Raw genomic sequence first — 16,960 nt, 5'->3', positions numbered from 1 at the left:
ATCCGCGCCATCCATGCCTCCGAACGGGCAGTATGACGCTCTCCCCCTCCGCGCCATTCCTTCGGCTGTCCCGACTCGCCACCGCTGTGCGGCGAGCCGTGCCGCAGCTCGCGGCGTTCGGGGGCGTCGGTCTCGTCGCCTTCGTGGTCGACGTCGGCGGGTACAACCTCCTCCGCTCCACCGTGATGTCGGAGCAGGTGATCTGGGCCAAGGTCATCTCCGTCTCGGTCGCCACCGGTGTCGCCTGGCTCGGTCACCGGTACCTCACCTTCCGCCGCACCCGACGCCCTGCGGTCGCGAAGGAACTGCTGCTGTTCCTGCTGGCCAACGGAGGCGGTCTGCTGATCGCCGCCGGCTGCCTGTTCGTCTCGCACTATCTCCTCGGCTTCACGAGCCAGCTCGCCGACAACATCGCCGGGAACGTGGTCGGCCTGATCCTGGGCACCGTGTTCCGCTACCTCACCTACCGATTCCTGGTCTTCCGGACGCCTCAGGAGGCGACATCATGACACTCCTCGCGCACGCCCTCTCCCGACCCTCCGAAAGCGATCCCGCTCCCGGGCCCCTGCTCACCCCCGCACCCGATCAGGCCCCCGCCCCCGGCGTGCCCAACCGAGAGGTGCTCGACCCCGGGCTCGTCGAGACGGCGCAGAGTGCGTCCGGCTTCGACTGGGCGGCCTTCGCCGGGCACGTCGGCCTCGTCGCCGTCGCGCTCGCGCTGACGGCGGTCGCCGTGACGACCCTCTGGTGGATGCTGTACGCCTGGCGCTCGAAGAGCACGTACGACAGCACGGCCTTCTCGAGGGAGCCCCGCCCCGCGCAGCACACCTTCACCCTTCTCGTGCCGGGCAGGCACGAGGAGGAGGTCATGGGACAGACTCTCGACGCCCTGGCCGCGCAGACGCACCCCGACGTGCAGATCATCGCGATCGTCGGCGACGACGACCCGGGAACCACGGCCGTCGTGCGCGCGGCGGCGGCCCGGCACCCCGACCGCATCGAGGTCGTGGTCGACGACAGCGTGCCCAAGAACAAGCCCAAGGCGTTGAACCGCGCCCTCGCATACGCGGGCGGCTCCATCGTCGGCGTGTTCGACGCCGAGGACGAAGTGCACCCCGAGCTGCTCCGCCACATCGACTCGCGGTTCACCGAGACCGACGCGACGGTCGTGCAGGGCGGCGTGCAGCTGATGAACTTCCGCTCCTCGTGGTGGTCGCTGCGCAACGTCCTCGAGTACTACTTCTGGTTCCGCTCCCGCCTGCACTTCCACGCCGGGGCGAGGTTCATCCCACTCGGCGGCAACACGGTGTTCGTCAAGCGCGACGCCCTCGAGCGCAACGGCGGGTGGGACGCCGAATGCCTCGCCGAGGACTGCGAGCTCGGCGTCCGGCTCTCGAGCCAGGGTGAGAAGGTCGTCGTGGCGTACAGCCCCGAGTACGTGACCAGGGAGGAGACCCCTGGCACGCTGCCGTCGTTCTACAAGCAGCGCACGCGCTGGAACCAGGGCTTCCTACAGGTGCTGCGCAAGGGCGAGTGGCGAGCACTGCCGACCCGCGGTCAGCGCCTGTTCGCGCGCTACATGCTCGCGATGCCCTTCCTGCAGGCCGCGACAGGACTGCTCATCCCGCTGTCGCTGTTCCTGATCCTCGTCGTGAAGGTCCCGACCGTGGTCGCGCTGCTCACCTTCATCCCGCTCGCGCCGACGCTCGTGACGGTCGCGGTCGAGATCGCGGGTCTCGGCGAGTTCGGACGCCTCTACGGAGAGAAGGTGCGGGTCCGCGACTACGTGCGCCTCGTGCTGGGCACCATCCCGTTCCAGGTGCTGCTCGCGGGGGCCGCGATCCGCGCCGTGTTCCGCGAGCTCCGCGGCGAGCGCGGCTGGGAGAAGACAGCGCACAGCGGTGCGCACCGCGAGCCCGCCCCCGCCGCATCCGCTCCGATCCGCGAGGAGGTCGCCGCATGAGCACGACACTCGAGAAGACCGCCGAGGTGGAGCGGGCGACCGCCGGCTCCGCAGCGGTCGACGGCATCCGCCCCTCCGAGAAGACGCCGAGGGGGCCAGGACGGATGTCGCTGTGGTTCCGCACGCACGCGCGCGACCTCCTCTGGCTCCTCCCGGTGCTGCTCGTCAGCGCGGTGGTCAACTTCCTCAACGTCGGCGGCTCCCCGCAGCGCATCGACGACGAGGGCACGTACACCGCGCAGGCGTGGGCGGTCACGCACCTCGGCGAGCTCGCCCACTACACGTACTGGTACGACCACCCTCCGCTGGGCTGGCTGCAGATCGCCGGCTACACGCAGCTGACCGGCGCGTTCGAGCGCTGGGACGTCGCGGTCCTCGCCGGGCGCGAGGCCGTGCTCGTCGCGGCGCTCATCTCGGTCGTGCTGCTCTGGGCTCTCGCCCGGCGACTCGGCATGTCGCGGGTCGCCGCGGCGGCGACGGGCCTCGTGTTCGCCCTGTCCCCTCTCGCGCTGCAGTTCCACCGCACGGTGTACCTCGACAACGTCGCCGTGCCCTGGCTGCTGCTCGCGTTCTTCCTGGCGACGAACCGGCGCGGCCAGCTCGCCGCGTTCGCCGGCTCCGCCTTCGCGTTCGGCATCGCGGTGCTGACGAAGGAGACCTTCCTGCTCGCCCTCCCGGTCCTCGCCTGGGTGATGCTTCGCAGCGCTCGTCGGGAGACCCGCCGGTACACCCTGTCGGTGGCCGCCAGCATCCTGGTCCTGATCGGCGGCAGCTATCTGCTGCTCGCCGCCGTCAAGGGCGAGCTCTTCAGCGGCGCAGACCGGGTCAGCCTCATGGAGGGCATCACCTTCCAGCTCGCGTCCCGCGAAGGCAGCGGGTCGGTCGCCGATCCGGACTCGCTCATCAACCGCACGCTCGGCATGTGGTGGCAGCTGGATCCGGTGTTCATCGTCCTGAGCCTCGTGGCCGCGGTGTATGCCCTGCTGCTGCCGCGCCTCCGGCCGTACGCGGTGCTCGTGCTCGCCATGACCGCGTTCATGTTCCGTCCTGGCGGGTACCTCCCCGTGCCGTACGTCATCATGCTGATCCCGTTCGGGGCCCTCCTCATCGCCGGTGCCGCGGACAGCGCGGTGGCCCGCATCCGGCGGCGGTCGGCCTCACGACGCGCGCTCGCCACCGGGTTCGTCGCCGTCGCCGCCGTGGGGGCGATCGTGGCGGTGCCGCTGTGGGGGACGCAGCTGCGGGGCTTCGTGCTCGCCGACCTCGACGCACCCCTCCGCGGTGCCGAGCAATGGCTCGAGGAGAACGCCACCACCGATCAGCGCATCATCGTCGACGACGCCATGTGGGTCGACCTGGTGCGGGCCGGCTGGGATCGGGAGAACGTGATCTGGTACTACAAGCTCGACACCGACCCGGCGGTCCAGGCGGACTCGCCGAACGGGTGGCGCGACGCCGACTACGTCGTCACGACCGACTCCATGCGCACGTTCCCCGGTGCGTTCCCGCAGGTGCAGCAGGCGATCGACAACTCCGTCGTCGTGGCCTCGTTCGGCTCGGGACCGCAGGCCGTCGAGGTGCGTCGGGTGACGATCGACGGCGCAGAACAGGCGGCGATCTCGCAGCAGGATGCCGTCGCGCAGCGCGCACGGCTCGGCGCCGAGCTCGCGACCAACCCCGAGATCACCCTGGACGACGCGGACCGCGACCGGCTCGTCGCCGGGCAGGTCGACGAGCGCATCATCGCTGTGCTCGCCGCCGTCGCCGGAGCGGGCTCCGTCACGGTCGCCGGTTTCCCCGTGGTGACCGGGGAGGGCGACGAGTCCTTCCGGCAGCTCGCGATCTCGTCGATCGGCGGCTCGCCCGTCGCCGACGACGGCCGGGTCACGGCGGAGGGGCGCGCGTTCCTCGATTCGCTCACCGGCGCGTACGAACCGGCCGACGTCGCCGTCTCGGGCGACACCGTCGTCCTGCGGTACCCGGTCTCCCTGCGGCCCCTGCTGCCCTGAGACGCCTCACGAACCGACCGACACAACGCACGACCCCATCGAGAAGGAGCACATCATGACGAATTCACGATTCCCGCACCTCACGGCAGGCCTGGCCTGGGGAGCGGCAGCGCTGCTCGTCAGCGTCGCCGTCCCGCTGCCCGCCGCAGCGCAGACCTCTCCCGCCGACGCCCGCCCCGCCGTCGCCCCCTCCGCCGTCGACGCCACGGCCGGATGGCTGCGTCTCGGCCACCTCTCCCCCGACACGAAGTCCGTCGACGTGCGCGTCTCGGCCGTGCGCGGCGGATCGACGCTCTTCGAGCTCGACGGCGTCGGCTACGGCGACGTCTCGACCTACCAGGAGCTCCCGGCCGGGTCGTACACGGTCAGCATGGTGCCTGCCGGTTCGTCGGGGTCGGACGTGCCCGTGATCTCGGAGACGGTGACGGTCGACGCCGGCACCGCGACGACCGTCGCGGCCTACGGACCGACCGACGACCTGCAGGTGCGGGCGTTCGACGACGACCTGTCGCAGCCTGCGGCCGGTTCGGCCCGCATCCGCCTCATCCAGGCGTCGACGATCACGCCGGAGGTCGACGTCACGACCGCGCAGGGCGACCCGATCGCGAAGGATGCGAAGGCCGGATCGGCCACCGGATACGCCGAGATCCCCGCCGGCGACTGGACCCTCGACCTCACCGGCAAGGGCGTGCAGGACAGCGCGGACGTGTCGGTCGCCGCGGGCAGCGTCACGACGCTGTTCGTGCTCGACACCTCCAGCGGCGGACTCACGATCCTGCCGATCCTCGACAGCGCCTCCGTGGGAGACGTGCCGGACGGCGGCGTCGACACGGGCGGCGGCTACCTCGCCCACGCCGAGGCCGACGGAACGGCTCCGGCGAAGCAGGTGCGGGAGGCGCTCTGATGCGCCGCCCCGCTCTGATCGCGATCGCCGCGGGCGCCGTGGTGGTGACGGCGGGGACCGCGGCGGTCGCCGTCGGCCTGAACACCGCCGACACCGGCCCGCCCGACTCGTCGCCCGCCGCCACCTCGTCGCCCCTGCCTCCGGAGGAGACGCAGGCGCCTGATCTCGTCGCCGCCGACCTCGCGACCTCGTTCCTCGACGAGTGGGTCGAGGACGGACGCGTCGTCCGGCGCGACGAAGGCGGCGACACAGTCAGCGAAGGCCAGGCGTACGGACTCTTCGCGGCCCTGATCGCCGACGACGAGCAGCGCTTCGACGAGGTCTGGGACTGGACGCGCGCCGAGCTGCTGCGCCCCGACGGGCTCATGGCCTGGCGGTGGGACGACGGGAAGGTCGTCGACGACGAACCGGCGACCGATGCCGACCTCGACGCCGCCCGCGCTCTCGTGCTGGCGGGAGACCGCTTCGGGCGCGAGGACCTGCGCGCGGAGGGCGTGGAGCTCGCGACCGTGATCGCCGACCGCCTCACGGTGCAGACCGCGCAGGGACGCATCCTGCTGCCCGGGTTGTGGGCGGCCGACCGCGAACCGTACGCCTACAACCCCAGCTATGCGTCGCCCGTGGCGTTCCAGGTCCTCGGTGCGGCGACGGGCGATCCGCGCTGGGCCGAACTGCAGGCGGGCAGCGCTCAGGTCACCGGCACGATCCTCGATGCCACTGATCTGCCGCCCGATTGGGCCCAGGTGCACGCCGACGGACTCGTCGAGCCCATGCCGGGGCCGCGCGGCGGAGGCGATCCCGTGCAGTACGGGTTCGACGCGCCGCGGCTCCTGCTGCGGTACGCGGAATCCTGCGATCCCGCCGACGTGGCTCTCGCCGCTCGTCCCCTCGCCACCCTCGATCGGGAGGACGAGCTGGCGTCGCGCCTGGATCTCGGGGGCGGCTCCCTGTCGTCCGACGAGTCGGCCTTCGCCTACACCGCGCGCGCAGCATCCGCCTCCGCGAGCGGCGACGCCGAGGCCGCCTCCTCCGACCTCGAGCGCGCCGCGCAGTTCAGCGTGCGGTATCCGACCTACTACGGAGCGTCCTGGGTCATGCTGTCGACCGCGATGCTCACCGACGACGCCCTCGGCGGCTGCGGGACGGGAGCGGTCTGATGCGCGGGGCCGGTGGGATGCGCACCCTCGCGGCGATCGGCGTGCTCGCCGTATCGCTGGGCCTCGCGGCGTGCGGCGCTACCGGCCCGGCATCCCCCGCCCCGTCGGCCACCGCCCAGAGCGGGTTCTCCGCCGGCGGGCTGCAGGATCCTGCCGCGCCCACGCCCCCGGCACAGGACGCCGTGCCGACGCGCGTCTCGATCCCCGCGCTCGGCGTGGATTCGACGCTCGAGGACCTGACGCTCGACGGCACCGGTCGCCTCACCGCCCCCGTCGACTACGACCTCGCCGGGTGGTACTCGGGCGGCGTCGTCCCCGGTGCGGTGGGACCGGCGATCATCGCCGGTCATGTCGACTCTCCGTCGGCGCCTGCCGTCTTCGCGGGTCTCGGCTCGCTCGCCGTCGGCGACGAGATCGTCGTCACCCTGTCGGACGGATCGGAGCGCGTGTTCGCGGTGAGCGACAGCATCCAGTCCGCCAAGGCCGAATTCCCGACCTCCTCCGTGTACAGCAACGTGCCGACCCCGGAACTGCGGCTCATCACCTGCGGGGGCGTCTTCGACCCCTCGACGGGGCACTATCTCGACAACCTCATCGTCTTCGCCGAACTGCAGAGCTGACCCTTCGAAAGGACCGCCATGAACGAGACGCTCGTCATCATCCCCACCTACAACGAGATAGAGAACATCGAGTCGATCGTCGACCGGGTGCTCGCAGCGGCCGACGCCGACATCCTGATCGTCGACGACGCGTCGCCCGACGGGACCGGCGAGCTCGCCGACGCCCTGGCCGAGCGGCACTCCGGGGTCTCCGTGCTGCACCGCACCGAGAAGGACGGGCTCGGCGGCGCCTACCTCGCGGGGTTCGCCTGGGGATTGGAGCGCGACTACTGGGCGCTGGTCGAGATGGATGCCGACGGCTCGCACCGCCCAGAGGAGCTGCCCCGACTGCTGGAGCAGCTCATCGACCACGACCTCGTGCTCGGCTCCCGCTGGGTGCCGGGCGGGAAGGTCGTCAACTGGTCGCGGCACCGTGAGATCCTCAGCCGCGGTGGCAACCTGTACGCGCGCCTCGCCCTGGGGATCGACGTCCGCGACTCGACGGGCGGCTACCGCGTGTTCAGCGCGGCCGCCCTGCGCCGGATCGACCTCTTCGACGTCGCATCCCAGGGCTACTGCTTCCAGGTCGACCTGCTGTGGCGTGCGCTCGAGCGGGGACTCCGCGTCGTCGAGGTGCCGATCACGTTCGTCGAGCGCGTGCACGGCGAGTCGAAGATGAGCGGCGCGATCGTCACCGAGTCGCTCAGCCTCGTCACCTGGTGGGGTCTGCGTCGTCGACTGGCCGGGATCGCGCTCTTCCTCCGCCACGGTCAGCGCCTGCGCTCGGTGCGGGCGCTGTCGCACCGGATGCTTCCCCCCGTCCAGCCGTGAGCAGGCGGCGGGTCCGACCAGCGGCCGGGCCCGCCACCGCTGCCGTCAGATCCGCTCGACCGGCGCCTGGAGCTCGGTGAGCCAGTCGGGGCCGGGCTCGTGCCCGTCGGCCTCCAGGTAGACCTCGCGGGTGGGGCCGACCACGCGGTAGCCGTCGGCGACGATCTGCTGCATGAGCGTCGACCACGACTCCTCGATGCCGCTCATGTCGCCGCGGTGCTGCAGGGTCGCGGCGATCGGCACGTCGGGGAGCTCGACGACGTCGTACCCGTCGCCCGCGACGGGCTCGGCCTCGGCGGGGTACGAGACGTGCACGCCGAAACTCTCCTCGCCCTCCGCGTCGTACCAGAAGATGCCCGGCTCCAGGAGGGGACGGCCCGCGGCTTCGAGCGCCCGGTCGAGTCCTCCGATGAGCGGACCGATGAGCGGGCTGACGTTCTCCGGTCCCATTCCCGGAGCGGTGCCGTGCGCGGCGTAGACCGTGACGGCGGGGACGTGCTTGTAAGCGACCTGCGACATGATGTCTCCTTCGAGGTGACGGAGTCGTCGCTCGATCCGGGCGAGGCGCAGTCGGTCCGCGGCGATCGACCCCTCGAGGTCGTGCCGACGCTCGACGAGGACGGTGCGCAGCGCGGCATCCTGATCCTCGGCGGTCGTCAGCTCCGCGATGCGATCCAGTCCGACCCCGAGCTCCCGCAGCTCCACGATCGTCAGCAGCAGGGGCAGCTGGTCGATCGAGTAGGAGCGGTAGCCGGTGCGGGCGTCGACCCGCGTCGGTGCCAGGAGGCCGATCGCGTCGTAGTGCCGCAGCATGCGCACGCTCACCCGTCCCAGGGCGGCGAATTCTCCGATGGTGTACATGATGTCGACCACACTCGACCATGACACAGTGTGAGGGTCAAACACATCCGGTCGCGGGACCGAACGGTGCGGTCACAGCACCGCCGTCGCCTCGCGCAGCGCCCGCTCGATGAGCGCGGCGGCCGGTGCGACCGGGCCGGGGCGCCGCACGAGGAAGACCGTGTTGATGGGCGGGTCGTCGCTCGGGCGCAGCTCGATCAGGCGCCCGTCGGCGAGCTCCTCCGCGATCAGGTAGGTGGGCAGCACGGTGACGCCCGCACCGGCGACGGCCGCCGCGGCGAGCGCGCGCAGGTCGGGGGCGACGAGGGCGGCCTTCCGCTCCAGCCGGATGCCGAACGAGTGACGCCAGAACCGTCGGAGGATCGGCAGGTCGTGGCCGTAGGCGAGGAGAGGGTGCTCGTCGAGGTCGCTCGCGCGCAGCTCGGCGGAGGGACGGATGCCGCGCTGCGGTGACGCGACGAGGGCGAACTCCTCGTCGAACAGCGGCATAGCGGGCAGTGTCCGCCCACGAGGGCGCACGGCGGAGACGACGACATCCAGCTCGCCGTTCCTGAGCCGGTCGAGCAGGTCGTCGGCGAGTCCCGTCGTCACGGCGAGCAGCATCCCGTCGGCGACGAGAGGACCGACAGCGGGAAGGCCGACCGCGGCGAGGAACTCCGACGCCCCGCCGAGGCGGACCGGCGCCGCCGGTGCGTCCGGGCGGGCCCCGACCGCCTCGGCCAGCGCGTCGAGCGGACCGGCGATGCGGCCGGCGAGCTCGTCCGCCCCCGGTGTCGGACGGATGCCGCGGGCGTGCCGTTCGAACAGGGGCGCCCCGACGATCCCCTCGAGCGCCTGCAGGTGCACCGTGACCGAGGACTGGGCGACGCCGAGAGCCCGTGCCGCCGCGGAGACCGAGCCGTGCCGGTACGCCGCGAGGAAGGTGCGCCAGAGCTGCACGTCTCGCAGCCCATCGAAATTCCGATCGGACATATCACGAACCTATCGGAAGGGCGCGGCTCATATCGGGGTTGCAGACAGCATCCGGCGTCTGGCCGGCCGTCCGAACCAAGGAGAATCATGTCCACTGTCCTCTTCGTCGTGACCGGTGCGCGCACCTGGACCCTCGCCGACGGCACCGAGCACCCCACCGGATACTGGGCGGAGGAACTCCTCGCGCCCTACGACCTCCTCACCGAGGCCGGCCACGACGTCGCCTTCGCGACACCCGGCGGCGTCGTCCCGGTCGCCGACCCCGGCAGCCTGCGCGACGGGGATGCCGAGGCCATCGCCGCCATCGACGCTCTGCGCGCGCCCCTCGTGCTCGCCGACATCGACGCGTCCGCGTACGACGCCGTCTACTACCCGGGCGGGCACGGCCCGATGCAGGACCTCGCGGTCGACGCGGACTCCGCCGCCGTGATCGCCGAGACGGTCGCGGCCGGCCGTCCGCTCGTCGCCGTCTGCCACGGTCTCGCCGCCCTCCTCCCGGTGACGACCGCGACCGCCGAGCCGCTCGTCTCCGGGCGGCGGATCACCGCGTTCACCGACGAGGAGGAGCGCATCGGCGGACTCGCCGACAGGGCCCCGTTCCTCCTGGAGTCGTCGCTGCGCACGCTCGGCGCCGACGTGGTCGTCGCGGACCCCTGGAGCGAGCACACGGTCGTCGACGGCACCCTCATCACCGGCCAGAACCCGCAGTCCTCGGCATCCACCGCCCGCGCGCTCATCGCCGCGCTCTCCGAGGGCGAGGACGCACGCGCCTGAGGCGACCGCTCGCCCTTCTCGACGGCGACCCCTGCGGTGAGAGACTGAGGGCATGCGACAGGGATCGGGCGGCAGGGGCGGCGCGCGGCGTGGCGTCCCGCGCAGCGCCCGCCCGCCCCGGAACAGGCCGGAACCGCCGCACGTGCCCGTGGAGGAGATGCGCGAACGGATGTCGTCGTACATCTACGGCAACATCACCGTGCTCGCCGCCGCCCTCGCCGTGAGCCCGCATCAGATCGACGACGGCGCAGCGGTGTGGGCGGTGCTCGCGACGGGGGTGCTGACGTTCCTCGCGCACGTGCTCGCCCACCTCGTCGCGCAGGGGTTCGGCGAGACCGACGAGGAGGACGCCCCGTCGGCGCGGGGCGCCGCCGCCCGTGCCGTCGTCAGCCGGGCTCGCCCGATCGCCACCTCGGCGCTCATCCCCGCGCTCGTGTACGGCGCCGCGTGGGCCGGGTGGATCGCTCCGGTCTGGGCTCAGGCGGCAGCCGTGGGGATCCTCGCCGTGCGCCTCGCCTTCGTCGGGGTGTTCATGCAGCGGTACAGCGGCAGGAAGCTGACGATGTCGGGGCTCTGGGGTGGCGTCGTCCTCGCGGCGGTCGCCATCGGCATCGGCGTCGCGAAGCTCGTGCTCACCCACTGACCGCAGCATCTCACGACCCGTCGCGGGCGTCGGTCAGCAATGGCCGCGTAGGTCTCGCGTGCACCCTCGCGGACGAGCGTGGGGCGACCGGAGAGCCGGTGCCGTCTAGGCGTCCGAGGACTCGATCTCGGCGGGGCTCAGCACCTCGTCGACCAGCGCGATGCCGCCGCTCGTGTTCGCCGAGTGGACGAGCTGCTCGATCCACTTCATGCTGATCTGCGGAGCCTCTGGCTCGTCGAAGACGAATCGCAGCGGGATCGAGGGGTGGATCCAGATCGTCGAGCGGCCGCCCGGTTCGCCTTCGGCGTGCTTCCATGAGAGCGTGAAGGACTCGTTGCGGCGGAGCTTCGTCGCGATGACGATCTTGAGATGCGCGAGGGCGCGATCCTCGATGTGGATCGGCACATCGCTCGGTCCGTAGATGAGTGTCGCCATGCTCTCAGCCTACTTACTAACTAAGTTACTTACCTATCGGCGCGGCGGTCTGCCCACCACCGCGCCCGGAAGGAGCAGCCCGTGCGTCAGAACCCGCCCGCGAGCAGACTGGCCGTCGCGATCGCCGTCGTACTGACGGCTTTCTTCCTCTGGGCGGCGCTCGTGCGTCCGCTGATCGCCGGCGAGTCCCCCGCCGCGACCCTGCTGGTGTTCGCTGCGGGTGCGGTGCTCGCCGGCCTGATCATCTGGATCGTCCTCGGCCGCATCCAGCGGCTGCAACGCGCCCAGCGGCGGGCCCTCGCGGAGTCTGAGCCGCAGGCGCGCGTGTTCGGGTCGTACGCGCTGAGCGGCGTCGCCGCGCTCCTCGCACGCACGATTCCCGCGCTGGGTCTCGGGGCCGCGCCTCGCGGACTGTCGACGTCGAGCCCGACGGGCGTGATCGACCCCTCCGGGTTCCGCCTGGTCCGCGGCGGCGCACGACTGCTCACCGCGTACACCGTGCCGCACGACCGGATCGCAGCCGTCACGCTCGGCGGTATCCAGGAGGGAGCTTTCCTCTACCCGACGCTGGTCCTCATCGTCTCGGACGGCGCGGGACAGGCCGCGATCCCCGTGCCGGTGACGCGGGACGGATCACCCCTGCGCCGCGAGACGCCCGACGGCATGGACCGTCTCATCGCCGATGCCGCTCGCATCTGGGGCGTTCCGGTCATCGGCGACGCCGTCACGTGATCGGTGCCGACTCGGCAACGGCCCCGCGCTCAGATCGAGTTGCGGAGCGTCATATGGAGCAGCGGATAGGGCCGACCGGCTTCGTCCGTCACGCTGCGGCTGGTGACGTCGAACCCACGATGCGCATAGAAACCTGCTGCTGAGTCGTTCTGCTCGTTGACGTCGACCTTGGTGGCGCCGAGCTCGGTGATCGCGTGGTTCAGGAGTGCAGTGCCGATCCCGCTGCCGCGTTGGGCAGCATCGACGAACAGCATCTCCAGATTGCCGTCGAGGACACCGGAGAATCCCACCGGTCGCCCGTCGATCTCTGCGACCGAGAGGGTCACCGCCGGGAAGTAGTCGGAAGCGAGGCGGTTCTCGATCTCGTCGCGGTGAACGTCCGCGAGGAAGGCGCGAGTCGCGTCCACAGCGCTACGCCAGATCCCGACGAGGCGTGGATATTCTTCCGCACCGACCGTGGGCCGAATCGTCGGAGTGGCCATAGCAATCCTTTCCATCAGCTACCGATCGTAAAGCCTTGGCACTCTATCGGGTTCTGCGAACCAGTCGGCGGAGAGCTCATGAGCCTTTGTCGCCTGAAGCGTTACCTGGGCAGCGATCGCATTCCCCTTGACCCGCGCCCACGCGACCACAGCGCGGCAGTCGGAAGTGAGATGCCGGATCGTTGGAACGAAGTGCTGGCTTGATCCGGGCGTCAGCTGCCCGATACGACGACCATCGACGCGAACTTCGACGATATCCTTCGGCGCCTTCGCGGTACCGCCGGAGATGACACCGAGAGTTACCAAGACGAGTCCTTCGCCCTGGGCGTTCGTGTAGTTCGCGAGTACATCCTGATGGTGCTCCTCGCCGGTCACCTGTAGTCCGTGGCCCCACGGAAGGATGCTGTGCTCCTCCACGGGAGGATCGTTGAGTGGCACGAGAAGGTGCGGCTCATTGAGCGCCAGCGTCACGCGCGCCACGTACTTGAGCTTCTTCGAATCCCAGGACTCACGTGCCGACACCCAGACTCTCGTGCCCGTCGCCGCGACGAACCCGGCATCCCAGACCTGACGGATCACCGGCTGATATCGCGCAGCATCCTCTTTCTCGAGATAGCCAACGTGCTGGCCGTTGATCTGCACCATCACCGCGTTGCGATCATGAGGGTTGCTCGGCTCAGGGACGAGCGCTGCGACGAGATCCGTGAGCTCGATCTCCTCATCGAGCTTCGGCTTGCGTCCTATCGCCTTGTGAATGCTGTCGACGCGAGCGAACTCGCCCGCGACCTCGGTGTTCGCATAGCCGTTGGAACCCACGAGCAAATAGCCAGTACGCGTGCCGCGCTGCAGGGACGACGTTCTCTCTGTCGCTGCGTGGCTGCTCAACGGCACTCGGCGCTGCGGATACAGCGGATCGAGGGACTGCACGCCGTCATCAGCGACCCAGTCGGTCCACTGCGCGCCGTCCCAGTACCGGTACTGATGGCGCGCCGCGGGATCTGCGTGCCATGCAGCCGGGATTCCTCGATCCTGCTCCGACATGCGCTCCCCTTTCGGAGCGCGACGAGTCGCACCCCTCTCGATGTCGACCGGTCGCGCTGGACCACGTCGTCTGACGACACGCTACCGTGAGCTGGCACCGACATGACGAAGGCCCTACATCCCAGTCTTTTCAACGGGATGTAGGGCCTTCGTGGTGGCGGTGACGGTGGGATTTGAACCCATATTGATCAACGCCAGACTAAGCACTCACCGTCAGATTCAGCGGAAACACGGGGCATTTGGGCACATCTGCACACATCAGTTCACAGCGCATCGCATGCGTTCCGTTACTGCTGCGTTACCGCTGGAGCGCGGCAGCACGCTGACGGTGTAGTGCCGAAGCCACATCATCCAGATCGTCGTCGAGCAGGTCGGCGTATGTGTCGAGGGTCATAGCCGCACTCGCATGCCCGAGCATCCTCTGTATGGCCTTCACGTTCGCGCCAGCACTGATCGCCAATGACGCTGCCGTGTGTCGCAGATCATGGGGCGTGACTCGAGGCATGACGGCACGAACGTTCTCGCCGCGCGCCCGCGCCTCAGCGGCATCCGCCGCATCTTCGCGGCGAGCCCGCTTGCAGGCACCTGCGAACCATCCGGACTGCGCATTGCCCTGCCGAAGATAGCCGCCGGTCGCGGCGGGGAAGACCAAGTCATCCGGTCGCTTATGCGAGGTCGCTCGCGCCATCGCGTCATCTAGGAAGGCCGGATACACGACGGTTCGCCTCTCGTGGGTCTTCGGCGTACCGACGACGACGTGTCCATTGACAGTCACCGCATTGGAAGTGATATTCAGTCTGCGACGCGACAGATCGATGTCCGCGACCTTGAGCCCGGTGGCTTCTCCCCAACGGAGCCCCGTATAGGCCAAGAAGCGCACCAGGTCCGGGTAGAGCGAAGCGTCCGCAAGCCGCTCAACTTGCTGATGGGTGAGATAAGCCCTCGCCTTCGGGACCTTTCGAGGCGTCTTCACGTCCCGTGCCGGGTTCGATTGGAGTCGCCGGTCCCGCACTGCACCGTCGAGAATCGCGGCGAGCACGCCGTGACATCGCTTGACGGTTGTCGCCGACCGTTTCCGGCTCATCTCCGCCACCCACGCGGAGACCTCCGTGTGGCGGATTGTGCCGACTTGGCGACCTCCCCAGACCGGCTCGACGTGGACTCTCCACGCGCTCTCATCGCTGTGCAACGTCGACGGCTTGACCGCCGCTCCGTGCGCCACGAGCCACGCTGCACCAAGCGTGCCGACCGTGACGCGTGATTCTCCCGGCGCGATGTATGCCCCCTGAAGCTTCGCCGATTCCACCGTGGTAAGGTATGCCTCCGCGTCGCGCTTCCTCATGAAGCCGCCCTTCCGAGCAGTCTTCCCGTCCGGCTTGCGGTACCGCGCCTCCCACCGCCTGCCTTCTTTGGTCTCGTACGAGTAGGCGCTGCCCATCGGTCCTCCGCCAGTCTTGCTCTCAGTGTGGGATGCGAGCTTATGGCACACCACTGACATCTGTAGCGACACTGCACCCACGACGCCGACTGCAGCTTTCTGCTCGCAAACGAATGAAAACGTGTGCTACGGTGTCGACCTACACGATTCTGCAGCCCGAAAGTAAAAGGCTAGTTTCCGAATCCCTTTCAGGTTGAGCCCCACTCGGGCGGCAGCCCTCCTGGAAGCTTCGGGGATGCGATAGAGACGGTGCATCCGCACCAACCGCTTCACCACCATTGGCCGGTTCACGACGACCAGATGGAGCGGATCTCTTGGAGAGAAAACCACCTCCAAGGGATCCGTATGCCTACTCCGACCTCGCTCCCCGCTCCGTCAGTCCTCTCGACGCTCATCACGCCGGCGGCGCTCGCAGAGGCACTCGGCACCACTGAGCGCACTCTGAGCGAATGGCGTATTCGCGGCACGGGTCCCGCGTTCATCCGTGCGGGCGGCAGGGCCGTCCGCTACAGACCCGAAAGCGTGGACGAATGGCTGATCGCGCAAGAGCGCCGCAGCACTGCTGAAGAGCTCAGCGCCTGACCGTGGATCCCAGCGCCCCTTGGACTCACGTCGACCCGCCCGTCAGATCTGCTGCACCCCGCGCCCCGCCGCGCGCGACTGAGGTTCAAACGCCCAGTCGCCAGTTGCCAAGATGCACCAAAGGATGCCGCATGAGAATGACCACTTCACAGCTTCGAGCGAAGCAGATCGCCGACCTGCAAGCCCAGCAGGCCGCGTACGAGAGGAAGGTTGAAGAAGCCTTGAAATCCGCGGGCTATGCGCGTTGCGCAGTCGTTGAGGACTTATACGAGCTGATGGGGATTGAAGCTTCCCAGCGCAAGCGAAAGAACCGCAACGGAGAGATCATCCAGGTCCTTTCCGACAGGGATGAATCGGATCGCACGGCGCGTCTTATCGAAGCGGTGTCCTCCTTGCTCAACTCGAGCGAGCCCCTCAGCGCTCCGCTTTTCCCGCCTGCCACCTCGGCCTGAACACCGGTTGGCGGTGCGGAGGCCTCGACTTCGCACCGCCAACCTATCCCGCACTCTTGGGGTGTCGTCGTCTAGCCAGCTACCGAGCGGCAAGACAGGTCGAGACTCGAACAGCAGCATTCGCCAATTGAAGACCCTGCAGGTACAACGTGTGGATGCCACACTCCTTGGCTAAGTGCTTGAGTTAGCTCGCTAAGCGTGAGGTAAGGCGCCCCGGTTCCTCGATAGCGGTCGCGAATGGACAACTCGTTCTCGACCACCCACTCGTGCAGGCGGCCAAGCTTGGACACATCCCTTGGACGCAAGCCGATCACGCAGTCGCTAAGCACTACGCGTCCGACGTCGATCTGGAGCGGCGCCTGCCACCGGCCCACCCGCGAAAGACATACGAGGGGCGCGTCGTCACCTAGGTGCGCTGGAGCAGAGTCGCAACGCTCCTTCTCAAATTGACGCATGGATGTCGTGTGCAGCAGCGGCAGTAGGTCCGAGGCGCTCGCAACCCGGCTGCGATTTTGGTGGACGGGAACTCGACCGCGCACCACTTCAACGCAGCTACACCCGTCGATAGCTTCCGTGGTCGCTCGTACCTCGTGCGCGATGCGCGGCGGCGGCGCGACGGCGTCTTCAGCTGCTCGTCGCGTCAACTGAATGATCGTTGTCGCGACACGAGCGCCAGGAAACGAAGATGTGCCTGGCGATCCCAACCGATCTACGGAGAAGTCCTGTCGGATAGCATCCCAAAGCTCACGGTTACGCTCCGCCTCAACCGCACCGTTCGGCAGTATCGCGACGAATCCCGCTGCGGGATTGAAGGACTTGAGCGCCGTTATCAGAAACTCGACCGCAGGTGCGACCGCCCCCTCAAATGATCGGTATGAAGCAGACGTACCACCGTTGCCACGGTATGAGAATGGAGGATTCAACAGCACCGCAGCGAGGCCAGCCCGCGCCGCCCGCGCGGCCGCGGATGCGGTTCGGGAACGACTGTCGAGGAAGTCGGCGTTGCTCACGACCCATGCCGGGTTCTCTCTGCGCAGCCGACGAGTTGTTTGCGAGTCGACATCGATCGCGGCGAGCCTGACGGA

18 protein-coding genes are annotated in these 16,960 nt (G+C 69.1%); 12 read left to right on the top strand and 6 right to left on the bottom strand.

Translation table 11 applies throughout. From position 1 onward, the window contains the following. Positions 1-32: 32 nt before the first annotated feature. From MRBLWO14_RS12440 to MRBLWO14_RS12410, 7 genes are read left to right on the top strand one after another with little or no spacing between them, the layout of a single operon-like run. A complete protein-coding gene (locus tag MRBLWO14_RS12440) occupies positions 33-509 on the top strand; it encodes a GtrA family protein (RefSeq protein ID WP_341933473.1) in 477 nt (158 codons plus the stop codon). Further along, a complete protein-coding gene (locus MRBLWO14_RS12435) occupies positions 506-1,963 on the top strand; it encodes a glycosyltransferase (protein WP_341933472.1) in 1,458 nt (485 codons plus the stop codon). The genes MRBLWO14_RS12440 and MRBLWO14_RS12435 overlap by 4 nt, the downstream gene beginning before the upstream one ends. Next, complete coding sequence (locus tag MRBLWO14_RS12430; RefSeq protein ID WP_341933471.1) at positions 1,960-3,972, top strand: glycosyltransferase family 39 protein; 2,013 nt, start codon at positions 1,960-1,962, stop codon at positions 3,970-3,972. The genes MRBLWO14_RS12435 and MRBLWO14_RS12430 overlap by 4 nt, the downstream gene beginning before the upstream one ends. A 55-nt stretch (positions 3,973-4,027) precedes the next feature. Further along, positions 4,028-4,876: a DUF4397 domain-containing protein gene (locus MRBLWO14_RS12425; RefSeq protein ID WP_341933470.1), complete on the top strand. Its 849-nt coding sequence runs from the start codon at positions 4,028-4,030 to the stop codon at positions 4,874-4,876. Then, entirely contained in the window at positions 4,876-6,033 is a 1,158-nt protein-coding gene (locus MRBLWO14_RS12420; RefSeq protein WP_341933469.1) for a glycosyl hydrolase family 8, read from the top strand. The genes MRBLWO14_RS12425 and MRBLWO14_RS12420 overlap by 1 nt, the downstream gene beginning before the upstream one ends. Further along, positions 6,033-6,653, top strand: a complete 621-nt coding sequence (locus MRBLWO14_RS12415) for a class F sortase (protein ID WP_341933468.1) — start codon at positions 6,033-6,035, stop codon at positions 6,651-6,653. Before MRBLWO14_RS12420 ends, MRBLWO14_RS12415 begins: the two co-directional genes overlap by 1 nt. 18 nt (positions 6,654-6,671) lie before the next feature. Beyond that, complete coding sequence (locus MRBLWO14_RS12410) at positions 6,672-7,463, top strand: polyprenol monophosphomannose synthase (protein ID WP_341933467.1); 792 nt, start codon at positions 6,672-6,674, stop codon at positions 7,461-7,463. Between the two features lie 45 nt (positions 7,464-7,508). Here the strand turns inward: MRBLWO14_RS12410 and MRBLWO14_RS12405 are convergent, their stop codons facing one another. Both MRBLWO14_RS12405 and MRBLWO14_RS12400 read right to left on the bottom strand, forming a co-directional pair. Beyond that, a complete protein-coding gene (locus MRBLWO14_RS12405) occupies positions 7,509-8,351 on the bottom strand; it encodes a MerR family transcriptional regulator (RefSeq protein ID WP_341933466.1) in 843 nt (280 codons plus the stop codon). Between the two features lie 45 nt (positions 8,352-8,396). Next, positions 8,397-9,296: a LysR family transcriptional regulator gene (locus tag MRBLWO14_RS12400; protein ID WP_341933465.1), complete on the bottom strand. Its 900-nt coding sequence runs from the start codon at positions 9,294-9,296 to the stop codon at positions 8,397-8,399. A gap of 87 nt (positions 9,297-9,383) precedes the next feature. On the opposite strand from MRBLWO14_RS12400, the gene MRBLWO14_RS12395 reads away from it, so the two are divergent. After that, on the top strand, positions 9,384-10,070 hold the full coding sequence (locus tag MRBLWO14_RS12395; RefSeq protein ID WP_341933464.1) for a type 1 glutamine amidotransferase domain-containing protein: 687 nt from the start codon (positions 9,384-9,386) through the stop codon (positions 10,068-10,070). Positions 10,071-10,122: 52 nt separating this feature from the next. Then, positions 10,123-10,713 (top strand): hypothetical protein, encoded by a 591-nt coding sequence (locus MRBLWO14_RS12390; protein WP_341933463.1) that lies wholly within the window; start codon positions 10,123-10,125, stop codon positions 10,711-10,713. 105 nt (positions 10,714-10,818) lie between these two features. On the opposite strand, the gene MRBLWO14_RS12385 is transcribed toward MRBLWO14_RS12390, so the two are convergent. Continuing rightward, positions 10,819-11,148, bottom strand: coding sequence for a hypothetical protein (locus MRBLWO14_RS12385; RefSeq protein WP_341933462.1), 330 nt, complete (start codon positions 11,146-11,148; stop codon positions 10,819-10,821). Positions 11,149-11,229: 81 nt separating this feature from the next. Between MRBLWO14_RS12385 and MRBLWO14_RS12380 the strand changes: the two genes are divergently transcribed. Continuing rightward, positions 11,230-11,880: a hypothetical protein gene (locus tag MRBLWO14_RS12380; protein WP_341933461.1), complete on the top strand. Its 651-nt coding sequence runs from the start codon at positions 11,230-11,232 to the stop codon at positions 11,878-11,880. Between the two features lie 29 nt (positions 11,881-11,909). Here the strand turns inward: MRBLWO14_RS12380 and MRBLWO14_RS12375 are convergent, their stop codons facing one another. From MRBLWO14_RS12375 to MRBLWO14_RS12365, 3 genes are all read right to left on the bottom strand, one after another. Then, a complete protein-coding gene (locus MRBLWO14_RS12375; protein ID WP_341933460.1) occupies positions 11,910-12,362 on the bottom strand; it encodes an acetyltransferase in 453 nt (150 codons plus the stop codon). 18 nt (positions 12,363-12,380) lie between these two features. Beyond that, entirely contained in the window at positions 12,381-13,403 is a 1,023-nt protein-coding gene (locus tag MRBLWO14_RS12370) for an HIRAN domain-containing protein (RefSeq protein ID WP_341933459.1), read from the bottom strand. Positions 13,404-13,701: 298 nt separating this feature from the next. Beyond that, positions 13,702-14,841, bottom strand: coding sequence for a site-specific integrase (locus MRBLWO14_RS12365; protein WP_341933458.1), 1,140 nt, complete (start codon positions 14,839-14,841; stop codon positions 13,702-13,704). Positions 14,842-15,186: 345 nt separating this feature from the next. Here MRBLWO14_RS12365 and MRBLWO14_RS12360 point away from each other — a divergent pair, with 345 nt between their 5' ends. Both MRBLWO14_RS12360 and MRBLWO14_RS12355 read left to right on the top strand, forming a co-directional pair. Beyond that, positions 15,187-15,423: a helix-turn-helix domain-containing protein gene (locus MRBLWO14_RS12360; protein WP_341933457.1), complete on the top strand. Its 237-nt coding sequence runs from the start codon at positions 15,187-15,189 to the stop codon at positions 15,421-15,423. A 137-nt stretch (positions 15,424-15,560) separates the two neighbouring features. Beyond that, a complete protein-coding gene (locus MRBLWO14_RS12355) occupies positions 15,561-15,875 on the top strand; it encodes a hypothetical protein (protein WP_341933456.1) in 315 nt (104 codons plus the stop codon). The last annotated feature ends 1,085 nt before the right edge of the window (positions 15,876-16,960 follow it).

This window comes from Microbacterium sp. LWO14-1.2, from assembly GCF_038397715.1.
Lineage (GTDB): Bacteria > Actinomycetota > Actinomycetes > Actinomycetales > Microbacteriaceae > Microbacterium.
This window is presented reverse-complemented; position numbering and strand designations above follow the sequence as displayed.